Annotated in this window: 13 protein-coding genes and 1 pseudogene; 3 read left to right on the top strand and 11 right to left on the bottom strand. The window is 70.7% G+C overall.

Annotated features, from left to right (window positions below; all coding sequences use genetic code 11):
* Positions 1-7 precede the first annotated feature (7 nt).
* From cimA to ACIOMQ_RS30375, 8 genes are all read right to left on the bottom strand, one after another.
* Positions 8-1,615 (bottom strand): citramalate synthase, encoded by a 1,608-nt coding sequence (cimA, locus tag ACIOMQ_RS30410; RefSeq protein ID WP_362203848.1) that lies wholly within the window; start codon positions 1,613-1,615, stop codon positions 8-10.
* Between the two features lie 278 nt (positions 1,616-1,893).
* Complete coding sequence (locus ACIOMQ_RS30405) at positions 1,894-3,228, bottom strand: MFS transporter (RefSeq protein WP_402191173.1); 1,335 nt, start codon at positions 3,226-3,228, stop codon at positions 1,894-1,896.
* 81 nt (positions 3,229-3,309) lie between these two features.
* On the bottom strand, positions 3,310-3,933 hold the full coding sequence (locus ACIOMQ_RS30400; RefSeq protein WP_401758224.1) for a TetR/AcrR family transcriptional regulator: 624 nt from the start codon (positions 3,931-3,933) through the stop codon (positions 3,310-3,312).
* A gap of 3 nt (positions 3,934-3,936) precedes the next feature.
* Positions 3,937-4,950: an agmatine deiminase family protein gene (locus ACIOMQ_RS30395; protein ID WP_362203839.1), complete on the bottom strand. Its 1,014-nt coding sequence runs from the start codon at positions 4,948-4,950 to the stop codon at positions 3,937-3,939.
* Positions 4,951-5,039: 89 nt separating this feature from the next.
* Positions 5,040-6,728: an urease subunit alpha gene (locus ACIOMQ_RS30390; RefSeq protein ID WP_362203836.1), complete on the bottom strand. Its 1,689-nt coding sequence runs from the start codon at positions 6,726-6,728 to the stop codon at positions 5,040-5,042.
* Positions 6,725-7,405 (bottom strand): urease subunit gamma, encoded by a 681-nt coding sequence (ureA, locus tag ACIOMQ_RS30385; protein ID WP_362203833.1) that lies wholly within the window; start codon positions 7,403-7,405, stop codon positions 6,725-6,727. Before ureA ends, ACIOMQ_RS30390 begins: the two co-directional genes overlap by 4 nt.
* Before the next feature lie 181 nt (positions 7,406-7,586).
* Entirely contained in the window at positions 7,587-8,675 is a 1,089-nt protein-coding gene (locus ACIOMQ_RS30380) for a branched-chain amino acid aminotransferase (protein WP_402191169.1), read from the bottom strand.
* Positions 8,676-8,913: 238 nt separating this feature from the next.
* Positions 8,914-9,957: a 3-isopropylmalate dehydrogenase gene (locus ACIOMQ_RS30375; RefSeq protein ID WP_362203827.1), complete on the bottom strand. Its 1,044-nt coding sequence runs from the start codon at positions 9,955-9,957 to the stop codon at positions 8,914-8,916.
* 129 nt (positions 9,958-10,086) lie between these two features.
* On the opposite strand from ACIOMQ_RS30375, the gene ACIOMQ_RS30370 reads away from it, so the two are divergent.
* Positions 10,087-11,661 carry a metallophosphoesterase family protein gene (locus ACIOMQ_RS30370; protein WP_362203824.1) on the top strand — a complete coding sequence of 525 codons (1,575 nt, stop codon included), beginning with the start codon at positions 10,087-10,089 and terminating at the stop codon, positions 11,659-11,661.
* 58 nt (positions 11,662-11,719) lie between these two features.
* Here ACIOMQ_RS30370 and ACIOMQ_RS30365 read toward each other — a convergent pair whose 3' ends face one another.
* Complete coding sequence (locus tag ACIOMQ_RS30365) at positions 11,720-11,848, bottom strand: hypothetical protein (protein ID WP_362203821.1); 129 nt, start codon at positions 11,846-11,848, stop codon at positions 11,720-11,722.
* Positions 11,849-12,032: 184 nt separating this feature from the next.
* On the bottom strand, positions 12,033-12,980 hold the full coding sequence (locus tag ACIOMQ_RS30360; RefSeq protein WP_402191167.1) for a LysR family transcriptional regulator: 948 nt from the start codon (positions 12,978-12,980) through the stop codon (positions 12,033-12,035).
* 101 nt (positions 12,981-13,081) lie between these two features.
* Between ACIOMQ_RS30360 and ACIOMQ_RS30355 the strand changes: the two are divergent.
* Positions 13,082-13,426: pseudogene (locus ACIOMQ_RS30355) on the top strand (NADP-dependent oxidoreductase); the annotation flags it as partial.
* A gap of 14 nt (positions 13,427-13,440) precedes the next feature.
* Here ACIOMQ_RS30355 and ACIOMQ_RS30350 read toward each other — a convergent pair.
* Entirely contained in the window at positions 13,441-13,986 is a 546-nt protein-coding gene (locus tag ACIOMQ_RS30350) for a GNAT family N-acetyltransferase (protein WP_402191165.1), read from the bottom strand.
* 220 nt (positions 13,987-14,206) lie between these two features.
* Between ACIOMQ_RS30350 and ACIOMQ_RS30345 the strand changes: the two genes are divergently transcribed.
* Complete coding sequence (locus ACIOMQ_RS30345; RefSeq protein ID WP_362203811.1) at positions 14,207-14,917, top strand: nitroreductase family protein; 711 nt, start codon at positions 14,207-14,209, stop codon at positions 14,915-14,917.
* Positions 14,918-14,941 lie beyond the last annotated feature (24 nt).

Below are 14,941 nucleotides of genomic sequence, written 5' to 3'. Positions count from 1 at the left end.
GACCGCGTTACTCCGTGGGCTCGATCCCGGCCCGCAGCAGCCCGTACGTGTACGCGTCCTCCAGCGCCTGCCAGGACGCCGCGATGACGTTCTCCGCGACACCGACGGTCGCCCAGTCACCGCTGCCGTCGCCCGTCGTGATGAGGACGCGGGTGGTGGACTCGGTCCCGGTGCGGCCTTCCAGGATGCGGACCTTGTAGTCGACCAGTTCCAACTTGGCGAGCTGCGGGTAGATCCGCTCCAGCGCGACGCGCAGCGCCCGGTCGAGCGCGTTGACCGGGCCATTGCCCTCGGCGGTGGCGACGATGCGCTCGCCCTTGGCCCAGAGCTTCACCGTCGCCTCGTTGGCGTGCGTCCCGTCGGGGCGGTCCTCGACGATGGCGCGCCAGGACTCCGTACGGAAGTAGCGGCGTGCCCGGCCCTCGGCCTCCGCGCGCAGCAGCAGCTCGAAGGAGGCGTCGGCGGCCTCGTACGTGTAGCCCTTGAGTTCGCGCTCCTTGACGCGCTCGACGACCCGGCCGACGAGTTCCCGGTCGCCGCCGAGGTCGATGCCGAGCTCCTTGCCCTTGAGCTCGATGGAGGCACGGCCCGCCATGTCGGAGACCAGCATCCGCATGGTGTTGCCGACCAGCGCGGGGTCGATGTGCTGGTACAGGTCCGGGTCGACCTTGATCGCGGAGGCGTGCAGTCCGGCCTTGTGGGCGAAGGCGGAAACACCCACATAGGGCTGGTGGGTGGAGGGCGTCAGGTTGACGACCTCGGCGATCGCGTGCGAGACGCGGGTCATGTCGGCGAGCGCGCCCTCGGGGAGGACCGTCTTGCCGTACTTGAGTTCCAGGGCGGCGACGACGGGGAAGAGGTTGGCGTTGCCGACCCGCTCGCCGTAGCCGTTGGCGGTGCACTGGACGTGCGTGGCGCCCGCGTCGACGGCGGCGAGGGTGTTGGCGACGGCGCAGCCGGTGTCGTCCTGGGCGTGGATGCCGAGCCGGGCGCCGGTGTCGGCCAGCACGGTGGAGACGACGGCCTGGACCTGGGCGGGGAGCATGCCGCCGTTGGTGTCGCAGAGGATGACGACGTCGGCGCCCGCCTCGTGGGCGGCGCGGACGACGGCCTTGGCGTACTCGGGATTGGCGCGGTAGCCGTCGAAGAAGTGCTCGCAGTCCACGAAGACCCGGCGGCCCCGCTCGCGGAGGAAGGAGACGGTGTCGCGGACCATCTCCAGGTTCTCTTCGAGGGTGGTGCGCAGGGCGAGTTCCACGTGGCGGTCGTGGGACTTGGCGACCAGGGTGATCACCGGGGCGCCGGACTCCAACAGGGCCTTGACCTGGTGGTCCTCGGCGGCCTTGCCACCGGCGCGGCGGGTCGCGCCGAAGGCGACCAGCTCGGCGTTCTTGAACTCGATCTCCTGCCGGGCGCGGGCGAAGAACTCGGTGTCGCGGGGGTTGGCGCCGGGCCAGCCGCCCTCGATGAAGCCCACGCCGAAGTTGTCCAGGTGCCGGGCAATGGTCAGCTTGTCCGCGACCGTCAGGTTGATGCCTTCACGCTGGGCGCCGTCGCGCAGTGTGGTGTCGAAGACATGGAAACTGTCGTCGGTGGGCTTGGCCTTGGTGGTCATGCTGGTCTGACTCCTGTCGGATGAGTGGATCCGGACGATCTGGCTCCACTTGCCCCCATCATCCCGCGCGCCTCGCCCCGGCCGTGGTGAGGGCCGGAAAACGAAAAAACCCCTCGCGGGTGCGAGAGGTCTGCGCGCGGGTCTGGGGCACGGTGGCCGCGCCGTACATGGTGGTACGGGGCGGTCACTGCGGACCGGCGCGCCTGTTGCCAATAATCATGACGAACGAGGGCACGGAAGCAGTCTTGCACAGGGCTGCCTCCGTGCCGTGTCCCGTCTCAGGATGCGGGCGTGACGCTGGTCGCTCCGGACGGCTCCGAGTGCTCCTGCCCGGCCTTCCGGGTGCCGACCCGGCCCAGGTCGATGTCACGGGTCTCGCGCATGGTCAGGTAGACGACCAGGGAGACCGCGGCGCACCCCGCGACGTACCAGTAGAAGCCGGATTCGGCGCCCGCCTTCTTGAACCAGAGCGCCACGTACTCGGCGGTGCCGCCGAAGAGCGCGTTGGCGACGGCGTACGGGAGGGCGACGCCCAGGGCCCGGATGCCGGTCGGGAAGAGTTCGGCCTTCACGCAGGCGTTGATCGAGGTGTACCCGGTGACGACGACCAGGGCCAGGAGCGCCAGGCCGAAGGCGGGCCAGAAGGTGCCCGCGTGCTTGAGCATCGTCATGATCGGCACGGTCAGGAAGGTGGAGCCGACGGCGAAGGTGATCAGCAGCGGGCGGCGGCCGATCCGGTCGGAGAGCAGTCCGGCCAGCGGCTGGACGCACATGAAGACGAACAGGGCGCAGAAGCTGACGAGCGAGGCGGTGGACTTCTCCATGCCGGCGCTCTTGGAGAGGAACTTGGTGAGGTAGGTCGTGTACGTGTAGTACGCGACGGTCCCGCCCATGGTCAGGGCCATCACCAGGAACGCCTCGCGCCTGTGCTGCCACAGCGCCTTCAGCGTGCCGCGGTCCTCCTGCTCGGCGGCACCGGACTCCGCGTAGACCTCGGTCTCCAGCATCGAGCGGCGCAGGTAGAAGACGATCGCGGCACCGAGCGCGCCGACGACGAACGGGATGCGCCAGCCCCAGCTGTGCAGGGCCGCGTCGGACATGTTGCGCTGGAGGAAGATCTGGAGGCCCAGGCCGATGAGCTGTCCCGCGGTCATGGACACGTACTGGAAGCTGGAGGCGAAGCCGCGCCGGTGGGGTGCGGAGGCCTCGGTCAGGTAGGTGGCGCTGGCGGCGTACTCGCCGCCGACGGACAGGCCCTGGAGCAGCCGGGCCAGCAGGAGGACGGCGACGCCGCCGTACCCCGCCACGTCGTACGTCGGCGCGACGGCGATGAGGATCGCGGAGGCCGACATGAGGGTGACGGTGAGGGTGAGGGCGGCCTTGCGGCCCCGGCGGTCACCGATCCGGCCGAGCATCCAGCCGCCGACCGGCCTCATGAAGAAGCCGACGGCGAAGATGCCCATGGTGTTCATGAGATTGGCGGTCTCATTGCCTTCGGGGAAGAACGAGTCCGCGAAGTAGACCGCGAAGGTCGCGTACACGAACCAGTCGAACCACTCGACCATGTTGCCGGCGGAGCCGACCCAGATTTTCTTCCACTGCTCTCGTCCCATGGTCCGTCACCGTGCCCGAACAGCCGGGAGCACAACAAGGGCGCAACGGGCAACGATCAGGCGTACTTACGTGCGTTTGGTTCACAACGGCCCGGGACGCTCCTGGGTGGTGAGCGAGTCGTCGATGAACTCCCCGACCCGGGCGAGGACTTGGTCCCGGCCCGTGCCCGGGATGCCGACGGCGACATGGACGCTGAACCCGTCGAGCAGGGCCCGCAGCCGGGTCGCGAACCGCTCGGCGTCGACGGTACGGAACTCGCCGCGTGAGGCGCCCTCCGCCAGCAGTGCCACCAGGTCGCGGTGCCAGGCGCCCTCGATCGCTGCCTGCCGGGCGCGGGCGTCGTCGTCGGCGTTCCGCGAGCGGTTCCAGACCTCCAGCCAGAGCGTCCAGTGCGGATCGCGGTGGCCGTCGGGGAGGTACAGATCGATGTACGCGTCGAGCCGTTCGCGGACCGTCGTCCGCGCCGACAGCAGGGCGCGCCGCTCCGCGCCGAGCCGCCCCTCGCTCCACTCCAGGGTCTGGAGCAGCAGCTCGTCCTTGGTGCGGAAGTAGTAGAGGAGGTGTCCGCTGCTCATGCCGACCTCACGGCCCAGCCCGGCCATGGTGAGGCCGTCGAGGCCGCGTTCGGCGATGGTGGCCATGGCGGCGGCCAGCAGTACCTCGCGGGGCGGGGCGGTGTTGCGTCGGCGTGGAGCGGGGGGCACGGTTCAGACCTTCGGCTGCTGCTGGGTGATGCAGTGGATGCCTCCACCGCCGGCAAAGATCGTACGGGCGTCGACGAGGGTCACCGTACGGTCGGGGAAGAGCTCGCCGAAGATCGCCGCCGCTTCCTTGTCGCGCGGGTCGTCGAAGGCGCAGAGGATCACGCCGCCGTTGCAGAGGTAGTGGTTGATGTAGGAGTAGTCGACCCACTCGCCGTCGGCCTTCAGCACGGTGGGCGCGGGGACCTCCACGACGTCCAGGGAGCGGCCCCTGGCGTCGGTGGCGGCGCGCAGGACGCGGAGCGTCTCGCGGGTGATCTCGTGGTCGGGGTGGGCCGGGTCCGGCTGGACGTGGGCGACGACGGTGCCGGGGCGGGCGAAGGCGGCGACGATGTCGACATGGCCGAGGGTGCCGTACGTGCCGTAGTCGCCGGCCAGTCCGCGGGGCAGCCAGATGGCCTTCTCGGTGCCGAGCCGGGCGTGGATCTCGGCCTCGACCTGCTCGCGGGTCAGTCCGGGGTTGCGCTCCGCACCGAGCTGGACGGTCTCGGTGAGCAGGACGGTGCCCTCTCCGTCGACGTGGATGGCGCCGCCCTCGTTGACGAGGGAGGAGCTGTGCACGGGGACGGCGGCGAGCTCGGCGACGGAACGGGCGATGTGCCGGTCGTGCTCCCAGCGGGCCCAGCTCTGGGCGCCCCAGCCGTTGAACGTCCAGTCCACGGCGGCCAGTTGCTGCCCGTCGGTGACGAAGGTGGGTCCGATGTCGCGCATCCAGGCGTCGTCGAGCGGGCGGACGGCCAGTTCGATGTCCGGGCCGAGGAGTGCGCGGGCGCTGTCCTCCTGGCCGGGTCCGACGACCATCGTGACGGGTTCGAAGCGGCGGACGGCGCGGGCGACGGTGGCCCAGGCGTCGCGGGCCTCCTCCAGTTCGGCGTCGGTGCCGAAGGTGGGGTTGGGGCCCGGCCAGGCCATCCAGGTGCGTTCGTGCGGGGCCCACTCGGGCGGCATGCGGAAGGTCATGAGGTGTCCCTGAAAGCGTGTCGGGTGATGCGATACGTAGCGGATGAGGCGATACGTGCCGGGTGGGGCGATACGTGCCGGCTTGGGCGTCAGAGGAAGTAGAGGCGGTTGAGGGAGACGGAGTCGGCGGGTTCGGAGCGCAGCGGGTCGCCGTCCAGGGTGACCAGGCCGCTGCGGGCGTCCACGGCGACCTCTCCGGTACGGGAGTTGTGGACGAGGTCGCCGGGGCCGATGCCGCGGGTGCCGCGTACTGCGACGCGGCGCCGTCGGGTGGGCATCAGGTCCGCCCCGAGCTGGGTCGCCGCCTGGGAGACGAAGGCCACGGAGAGATCGGCGGCGGTGGCTCCGTACGCCCCGAACTGCGGTCCGAGTACCAGGGGTTCGCAGGTGTCGGTGGCGGCGTTCGGGTCGCCCGTGACGCCGTACGCCGGGAAGCCGGACTTCAGTACGAGCTGCGGCTTCGCGCCGAAGAACTCCGGCCGCCACAGCACGATGTCGGCGAGCTTGCCGGTCTCGATGGAGCCGATCTCGTGTGCGAGGCCGTGGGCGATGGCGGGGTTGATGGTGAGCTTGGCGATGTAGCGCAGCACCCGGGCGTTGTCGTCGGCGGGGCCGTCGCCCTCCATCGGGCCGAGCTCGGCCTTCATCTTCCCGGCCATCGCGAAGGTGCGGCGCACCGTCTCGCCGGCCCGTCCCATGCCCTGCGCGTCGGACGAGGTGATGCCGATGGCCCCCAGGTCGTGCAGGACGTCCTCGGCGCCCATCGTTCCGGCGCGGATGCGGTCGCGGGCCATGGCGGCGTCGCCCGGCAGGTCCGTCTTGAGGTCGTGTACGGAGACGATCATCCCGTAGTGCTCGGCGACGGCGTCCCGGCCGAAGGGCAGCGTCGGGTTGGTGGACGAGCCGATGACGTTCTCGACGCCGGCCATCTTCAGGACGTTGGGGACGTGTCCGCCGCCGCAGCCCTCGATGTGGAAGGCGTGGATCGTGCGGCCTTCGAGGACGCGCAGGGTGTCCTCGACCGACAGGCACTCGTTCAGCCCGTCGCTGTGCAGGGCGACCTGGACGTCGTGCTCCTCGGCGACGCGCAGGGCGGTGTCCAGGGCGCGGGTGTGGGCGCCCATGTCCTCGTGGACCTTGAAGCCGCAGGCCCCGCCCTCGGCGAGCGCCTCGACCAGCGGCGCCGGGTCGGAGGACGAACCGCGGCCCAGGAAGCCGATGTTGACGGGCCAGGCGTCGAAGGCGTTGAAGGCATGGCGCAGGGCCCAGGGCGAGTTGACGCCGACGCCCCAGACCGGGCCGAACTCCTGGCCGATGACCGTGGTGACACCGGAGGCGAGCGAGGCCTCCATGATCCGGGGCGAGAGCAGGTGGACGTGGGTGTCCACGGCGCCCGCCGTCGCGATCATGCCCTCGCCGGAGACGATGGTGGTGCCCGTGCCGACGACGACGTCGACACCGTCGAGGGTGTCCGGGTTCCCGGCCCGCCCGATCGCCGCGATCCGGCCCTCACGGATGCCGATGGACACCTTGCGGATGCCCTGCACGGCGTCGATGACCAGCACATTGCTGATGACGACGTCGCAGGTGTCCCGGACGGCCGCGGCCTTGAGGTGCAGCCCGTCGCGGGCGGTCTTGCCGAAGCCCGCGAGGAACTCCTCGCCGTACCGCTGCGCGTCGGACTCGACGCGGACGGTCAGCCCGGAGTCGCCGAGCCTGACCCGGTCCCCGGCGCGCGGGCCGTGCACGGAGGCGTACTCGTGAGGATCGATGCTCATCGCCCGGCTCCCAGGTATCCGCAGGCCACCGCGCGCCGCAGGGCCTCGTCACGTGCGCCGGGGGCGTCGAGCGGCCCGTCGACCAGACCGGCGAATCCGATGGCGATCCGGTCGCCGCCGATCGGCACCAGCCCCACGTCCACGGACTCCCCCGGTCCGAAGCGGACGGAGGAGCCGGCGGGTACGCAGAGCCGCATCCCGTACGCGGCCGACCGGTCGAAGTCGAGCCGCGGGTTGGCCTCGAAGAAGTGGAAGTGCGAGGTGACGGAGACCGGCACCGTCGCGGTGTTGCGCACGGTCAGCCGCGCCGCGGGCTCGGGTTCGGGCGTGGCGGGGCCGGGGACGACCGCCCCGGGCGCGTCGTCGCCGAGCCCGCCGCCCAGCGGCCGGGAGACCACGGCGAGCCGTGAACCGTCGTCGAAGACGGCCTCCACATGGACCTCGGTGACGACATCGGCGACCCCCGGAAGGACGTCGTCGGGGCCGAGCACGGAGCGGGCGGCCTCGATGGCCTCGGCGAGCCTGCGCCCGTCGCGGGCGGCCTCGCAGACCGTGTCCGCGATCAGGGCGGTCGCCTCGGGGACATTGAGCCTCAGTCCCCGGGCACGGCGGGCCCGGGCCAGTTCGGCGGCGCCGAAGAGCAGCAGCCTGTCACGTTCCGTCGGGGTCAGTCGCACGCCCGCTCACCTCCTGTTTAGAGCAGCACTCTAACCGTGGAGCAAGAGAATACGGAAGGTTGCTTCCGTCACTTTTGAGCAGCGCTCCAACCATGCGACCGGTCCGGGAGCACGACGAAGGCCGCGCCCGGCAGAACCGGGCGCGGCCTTCGCTCGTACGGGGAACGGGTCGGACGGAGTCCTAGCCGAGCAGGTGCATCCAGCCGTGGGTGTCCTCGGCGGTGCCGCGCTGGACGTCCAGCAGGCGCTCGCGCAGCTTCAGCGTGACCTCGCCGGGCACGCCCTCGCTCTGGGTCCACTCGCCGCCCGCGGACTTGACGGTGCCGACGGGGGTGATGACGGCGGCGGTACCGCAGGCGAAGACCTCGGTGAGGGTGCCGTTCTCGGTGTCGGCGCGCCACTGGTCGATGGAGACGCGGCCCTCCTCGGACTCGTATCCGAGGTCGCGGGCGACCTTGAGCAGCGAGTCACGGGTGACGCCGGCGAGCAGGGAGCCGGTCAGGGCCGGGGTGATGATCTTGTTCCCGTACACGAAGTACAGGTTCATCCCGCCGAGCTCCTCGACCCACTTGTGCTCGACCGCGTCGAGGTAGGCGACCTGGTCGCAGCCCTTCGCCGCGGCCTCGGCCTGGGCGAGCAGGGAGGCCGCGTAGTTGCCGCCGGTCTTGGCGTCGCCCATGCCGCCGGGGACGGCGCGGACACGGTCCTCGGAGAGCCAGATGGAGACGGGCTTGACGCCACCGGGGAAGTAGGCGCCGGCGGGCGAGGCGATGACGACGAAGAGGTACTCGTTGGCGGGCTTCACACCGAGGCCGACCTCGGTCGCGATCATGAACGGGCGCAGGTAGAGCGACTCCTCGCCGCCGTGCGCCGGAACCCATGCCTTGTCCTGCTGGACCAGCACGTCGCACGCCTCGATGAACGTCTCGACGGGCAGTTCCGGCATGGCCAGCCGGTGCGCCGACGCCTGGAAGCGCTTGGCGTTCGCCTCCGGGCGGAACGTGGCGACACTGCCGTCGGGCTGGCGGTATGCCTTGAGGCCCTCGAAGATCTCCTGCGCGTAGTGCAGGACCGTGGTCGCGGGGTCGAGGGAGAGCGGGCCGTAGGGGACGAGCTGGCCGTCGTGCCAGCCGCGGCCCTCGGTCCACCGGATCGTCACCATGTGATCGGTGAAGTGGCGGCCGAATCCGGGCTTGACCAGGATCGCCTCGCGCTCCGCGTCGGACAGCGGGTTCGAGGAGGGCTTGAGCTCGATCGTGGGCGTCGTCATGAGTGCGTGTCCTTCACCGGTTGTGTGTGGTGGGCCGCGCTCGCGCCGCTCCTGCCAGACAGGTGCTAGGACGTCCGAGCTTCTGTGCGAGCCACGGCCCGTTCGATTATCGCTCCCGGGTGGCCGTGCACGAAATGACGCGAATGCGGTCCAGTGTTCGATGGTGACACCCGGGGCCGCACAGGAGAAGCCGCCGGGTGCGTTTGCGACCCGGCGGCTTCGAATGGGAGTCGTCGGGTCAGCTCGCTACGCGTACCGCGAGCGCGTCGCCGATCTGGCCGGTCGTACGAGTCGTCGTCCCGTCGCGCTCCGCGAGGTCGGCGGAGACGGCGTCCTCGATGCGCACGGCCTCGGACTCGTGGCCGAGGTGGCGCAGCAGGAGGGCGACGGAGAGGATCGTGGCGGTCGGGTCGGCCTTGCCCTGGCCCGCGATGTCGGGGGCAGAGCCGTGGACCGGCTCGAACATCGACGGGAAGGCGCCCGTCGGGTTGATGTTGCCGGAGGCTGCCAGGCCGATGCCGCCGGTCACGGCGGCGGCGAGGTCGGTGAGGATGTCACCGAAGAGGTTGTCGGTGACGATGACGTCGAAGCGCTCCGGCTGGGTGACGAAGAAGATCGTCGCGGCGTCGACGTGCAGATAGTCGGTGGTGACCTCGGGGTACTCGGTCGCGACCCGGTCGAAGATGTTCTTCCACATGTGGCCCGCGTACACCAGGACGTTGTTCTTGTGAACCAGCGTCAGCTTCTTGCGGGGGCGGGAGTCCGCCCGCTCGAAGGCGTCCCGGACGACGCGCTCGACGCCGTACGCGGTATTGACGCTGACCTCGGTGGCGACCTCGGCCGGCGTACCGGTGCGCAGCGAACCGCCGTTGCCGGTGTACGGGCCCTCGGTGCCCTCGCGGACCACGACGAAGTCGATGTCCGGGCGGCCGGCCAGCGGGGTCGGGGTGTTCGGGAACAGCTTGGACGGCCGCAGGTTGATGAAGTGGTCGAAGGCGAACCGCAGCTTCAGCAGGAGGCCGCGCTCCAGGACGCCGGACGGCACGGAGGGGTCGCCGATCGCGCCGAGCAGGATGGCGTCGTGGCCCTTGAGCGCTTCGAGCTCCGCGTCCGGGAGGGTTTCACCGGTACGGTGCCAGCGCCGGGCGCCGAGGTCGTACTCCTTGGTCTCCAGCTTCACATCCTGCGGGAGAACAGCGTTGAGGACCTTGAGGCCCTGGGCCACGACCTCCTGGCCGATACCGTCACCGGGGATCACTGCGAGATTGATGCTGCGAGACATGTCCGCACCTTACTGCGCGTCCCACCCCATGACACGTCACGTCCACCATACGGACACATGGTGAGCTGTACGTGTACCGTTCACCTACTCGACGGGACGGAGTCGGGCAACGGGTGGATGTTCTGCTTCATGGACATCCCCCGTTTCGGAATTCCCGAGAAGCTCGCCGGCCGTATGAGCATGGCCGAGCAGCACGAATATCTGCGCACCCGGCTCACCCGGCGCGGCGTGCTCCGTACGAGCGTGGCGACCGCGGCCGTGGCAGGTGTCGGCCTCGCCACCGGGTCGGCCGCCTCGCCCGCCTACGCCGCACCGACCGTCCTGACCTCGCGTCACACCTCCACCCGGGTGGACGGTTCGCTGGTGGCGCCGTTCGGCCGGCACCTGGCCTACGGGGCCGACCCGAAGACGCAGATGGCGGTCTCCTGGCAGGTTCCGTTCGCCGTGAAGCGGCCCTACGTCCGGATCGGCCTCAAGCCGTGGGCGCTGAGCCGCAGGATCGACGCCGAGGTGCGCCACCTCACCACCCCCGAGCTGAACGGGGGCAAGATCGCGGCCGCCGAGCAGTTCTACGTACACGCGAGCCTGGAGCGGCTGCGGCCCGGCACGACGTACTACTACGGCGTCGGCCACGACGGCTTCGACCCCGCCGACACCCGCAACCTGGGCACGCTCGGCACCTTCACCACCGCGCCCTCGCACGCCGAACCCTTCACGTTCACCGCCTTCGGCGACCAGGGCGTCAGCTACCACGCGCTGGGCAACGACCAGTTGATCCTGGGCCAGAACCCGGCGTTCCACCTGCACGCGGGCGACATCTGCTACGCCGACCCGTCCGGCTCCGGGCAGAGCACCGACACCTACGACGCCCGCACCTGGGACCAGTTCCTGGCGCAGACGGAGACCGTGTCGAAGACCGTGCCGTGGATGGTGACCACCGGGAACCACGACATGGAGGCGTGGTACTCGCCGGACGGCTACGGCGGCCAGAACGCCCGCTGGACCCTGCCCGGCAACGGTCCGGACCCGGTGAACCAGCCCGGTGCGTACTCGTTCGTGCACGGCAACGTGGGTGTGGTCGCCCTCGACGCCAATGACGTCTCGTACGAGATCCCGGCCAACTTCGGGATCAGCGACGGCAGGCAGACGCGCTGGCTGGACCGGCGCCTCGGCGAACTGCGGGCCCGTCACGACATCGACTTCGTCGTCGTCTTCTTCCACCACTGCGCCTTCTCGACGACCAACGCGCACGCCTCGGACGGCGGGGTGCGCGACGCCTGGGTGCCGCTCTTCGAGAAGCACCAGGTGGACCTCGTCATCAACGGCCACAACCACGTCTACGAGCGCACGGACGCGATCCTGAAGAACGCGGTGCGGCGCACGGTGCCGATCGGCGAGCGCACCGACCCGACGCGGGACGGCATCGTGTACGTCACGGCGGGCGGCGCGGGCAAGGCGCTGTACAACTTCCCGGTGCCGGACACCTACGAGGGACACGTCGCGGACCGGGAGAGCGTGGACACGTACCACGTGGTCAAGGGCGGCGGGAAGGCGGCCGAGACCGTCGAGTGGTCCCGGGTGCGTTACACCGGCTTCTCGTTCCTGGCGGTGGAGGTGCAGCCCGGACGGCACGCCCGTATGAAGGTCACCGCACTCGCCGAGTCGGGCGAGCGGATCGACCACTTCGAGATCAGCCGCGGCTGAGCGCCGGTTGCACAAGGCCTCTCGGGCCGGTCGCCACGACCGGCCCGCGCGGCCGGTCTCAGTGGCCCGTGGAGCCGCCGTTGTCCCTGCGGTCGAGGGCCCGCTGCAGGGCAGCGGCGGCATTCCGGCGCTCCGAGTCGGTCGGGCGGTGGGTGTGGCGGACGCGGCGGACAGTCGTCTGGGTCATGGTGGATCGACTCCTTGAGATCGCGAGGATTTCGAGATCGAAAAAACGTGAGGGTGATTTCGAGTTCGGGATTTCGAGGCGCCGGAAGGGGCGGGGAGCGGGCGCCGCAGGGGTTGCCTGCACGGGAGCGCGCACTCACGACCGCCAGTCGCTGGATCTAGCGAGACGTTCGGCTCCTACAAAGCTAGGACAGCTCGGCCGGTCTGTCTCCACAATTACTCGGACTTCCTACTATCTGAGACGGAGGTTTACGGCCGCCCGCCCTCAGTTCCCGGATCAGGGCCCGGACGGCGAGCGATCGTGCCTGCTCAGGGGTGGTGACGTAGCCGACCGAACGTGTCGGGCGCTCCGGCCCGAGAGGGGTGATCCCGACCACGTCCGGTGCTCCTTCGAGTGACAGCTCCGGCATGATCGCCATGCCGAGACCCCGGGACACCATCGAGAGCACCGCTCCGTCGTCCTCGGCCTCGACCGTCGCCCGCGGGATCCACTCCTGCGCGGCCCACCAGTCGCGCGTGTACGACGTGCAGTTCTCCGCCCAGTCCACCAGCGGAAGCGTCCGCGGCGCCGGATGCCCGGCAGGGTGCACCAGCGCGTACCCCTCCTCCATCAGCACTCCCCCGACCAGTTCCTTCGGTACGGGGGACGTGGTCCCGATCGTCGCGATCGCCAGATCGGCGCGCCCGTCCAGGACCTCGCCCGCCGTGCCCCGCCCCACTTCGCGCACCATCCGCACCACCGGCTCGATCCCCGGGTGGGCGGCTCGGAGGCGGTCCAGTGCGGGCGGCAGCAGATGCAGCGCGGCGCTGCGGAAGGCGGCGATCCGGAGCGGCCCGGCCACGGTGGCGGCCCCCGCGGGCCCGGCCGCCGCACCGCGTGCCTCGGTGCCCATCCGCTCCAGCAGCCGCAGAATGCGACGGGCGTGCGCGACGGCGCTCTCACCGGCCGGAGTGGGCCGGGCACCGCGCCGTCCGCGATCGAAGAGGACCGCTCCGATCCTGCGTTCGCTGGTGCGGACCGAGTGGGAGACGGCCGACTGCGTCATGCCGAGCGCCTGTGCGGCGCCGGAGAAACTGCCGGCGCTCTCCACCGCGACGAGTATCCGCAGTTCGTGCGGGGCGAGGTCGGTCATCTCGGCGGTCTTCTCCTTGCATGAATGCCGTTCATGGAAACGGCTTTTCCATCGAAGCAACCCACTGCCGGGCCGATGGATTCCTTCCTACGGTCACTGCCATGACCACCACACACGCCGTGACCATTCAGCAGACGGCCCGGCCCCGGGGCTTCCCGACCGCCGGCCTCTTCTCCTTCGTCGAATCCCCCGTCCCCTCCCCCGGCCCCGGCGAGGCCCTGGTGGAGAACCTCTACCTCTCCGTGGACCCGTATCACCGCGAGGAGATGGACGGCGGCTGGGAGCTGAACGCCCCGCTGGAGGGCCGGGCCGTCGGCCGGGTCGTCGCCTCCCGCGACCCCTCTCTCGCCGAAGGCGATCTGGTCCACCACCGGCAGGGCTGGCGCAGCCACGCCCTGATCACCGCGGGCTCCCCCGGCGTGCGCAGGCTCCCCTCGTACGAAGGGCCGGCGGGCTCCGGTCAGAGCACGTCCCCGTCCCGCCAGTCGAAGACCAGCGCCCCGGACGCGGGCGGCAGCGCGCGGCCGGCCGCACCGCGGACATAGGTGCTGCCCTCCTCGTCCGGCAGCCGGTCCACTCCGCCCGGTCCCTGGACTGCGATCCGCCCCGGCCACACCTGCCAGCCGCGCCCGGCGTACATCGCGGCTCCGGCGGCCGAGGCGGACAGGGCCCCGAAGGCGTAGGCCCCGTCGACCACCTGCTCCAGCGCGGCCATCACCCGCCCGCCGAGCCCTTCCCGGCGGCGGTCGGCGCGGACGGCCACGGCCTCCACGTAGCCGATCCGGTACGAGCGGCCCTCGTGGACCACCCGGCGCTGGACGACGCTGCCGTGCGCCAGGAGCCCGCTGCCGTCCCGCACATACGCGTGGACACCGCCGAGGCCGTGGTCCCAGTCGTCGTCGCTGAAATCGCCCTCGAAGGCGGTGTCCAGGAGGGCGCGGATCTCGTCGAGGGCGGCCGGGGCCAGCCGGTAGGTGTGCTCGGTGCGCAGAATCGGCTCAGTCATGCACTCCAGCCTCCCAGACCCCGCGCCCACCAGGTACCCAGCCACCATTCGCGCACCTGCCGCGCGTCGAAGTCCAATGCGCCGCAGGCGAGTTGGCCCCATGAACGGCCTCTACGCCCTGAAGCCCCGGTACCCGGACCGGACACCGGCCGACTTGTGCGCGCCGGTTCTGTCCGACCGCCCTCTGGTCCGGACCTGCTGCCGCCGCCACACTGCCGGCATGTCTGACACCGCAGCCACACCCCCGCAGTGGACGCCCACCCATGGCGAGCCGTACCGGCCGGTCCCCTACCGCCCCGAGCGGACCCCGGCCGAGGAGTCCCTCGCCCGTTCCGCACAGCTGAGCCGGCGGATGGCCGAGCGCAGAACCGTACGCCGGTTCTCGGCGGATCCCGTACCGGAGCAGGTCGTGAAGGATGCCATCGCCTGCGCCGCGACCGCCCCGTCCGGCGCGCACCAACAGCCGTGGACCTTCGTCCTGGTCAAGGACCCGGAGGTACGGCGGCGCATCCGGGAAGCGGCCGAGCACGAGGAGAAGATCAGCTACGACGGCAGGCTCGGCGAGGAGTGGCTGGCGGCACTGCGCCCGCTGGGCACGGATGCCGTCAAGGCCCACATGACGGATGCCCCGGCCCTCGTCGTGGTGTTCCAGCAGCGGTACTGGGTGGGCGAGGACGGCACCAGGCACAAGCACTACTACGTCGACGAGTCGGTCGGGATCGCCGTCGGAATGCTGCTCTCGGCCCTGCATCTGTCGGGCCTGGCGGCGCTGATCCACACACCGAGCCCGATGCGGTTCCTGCGCGAGGTCCTGGACCGCCCGGAGAACGAGAAGGCGTTCGCGGTGATCCCGGTCGGCTATCCGGCCGACGACTGCCACGTACCGGACCTGGTACGCAAGTCGCTGGACCAGGTGCTCGTGGAGATCTGAGCCCGGGGCGGACCGGTCCCGGAA

Source organism: Streptomyces sp. NPDC087845 (assembly GCF_044742755.1).
Classification (GTDB): Bacteria; Actinomycetota; Actinomycetes; order Streptomycetales; family Streptomycetaceae; genus Streptomyces.
This window is presented reverse-complemented; position numbering and strand designations above follow the sequence as displayed.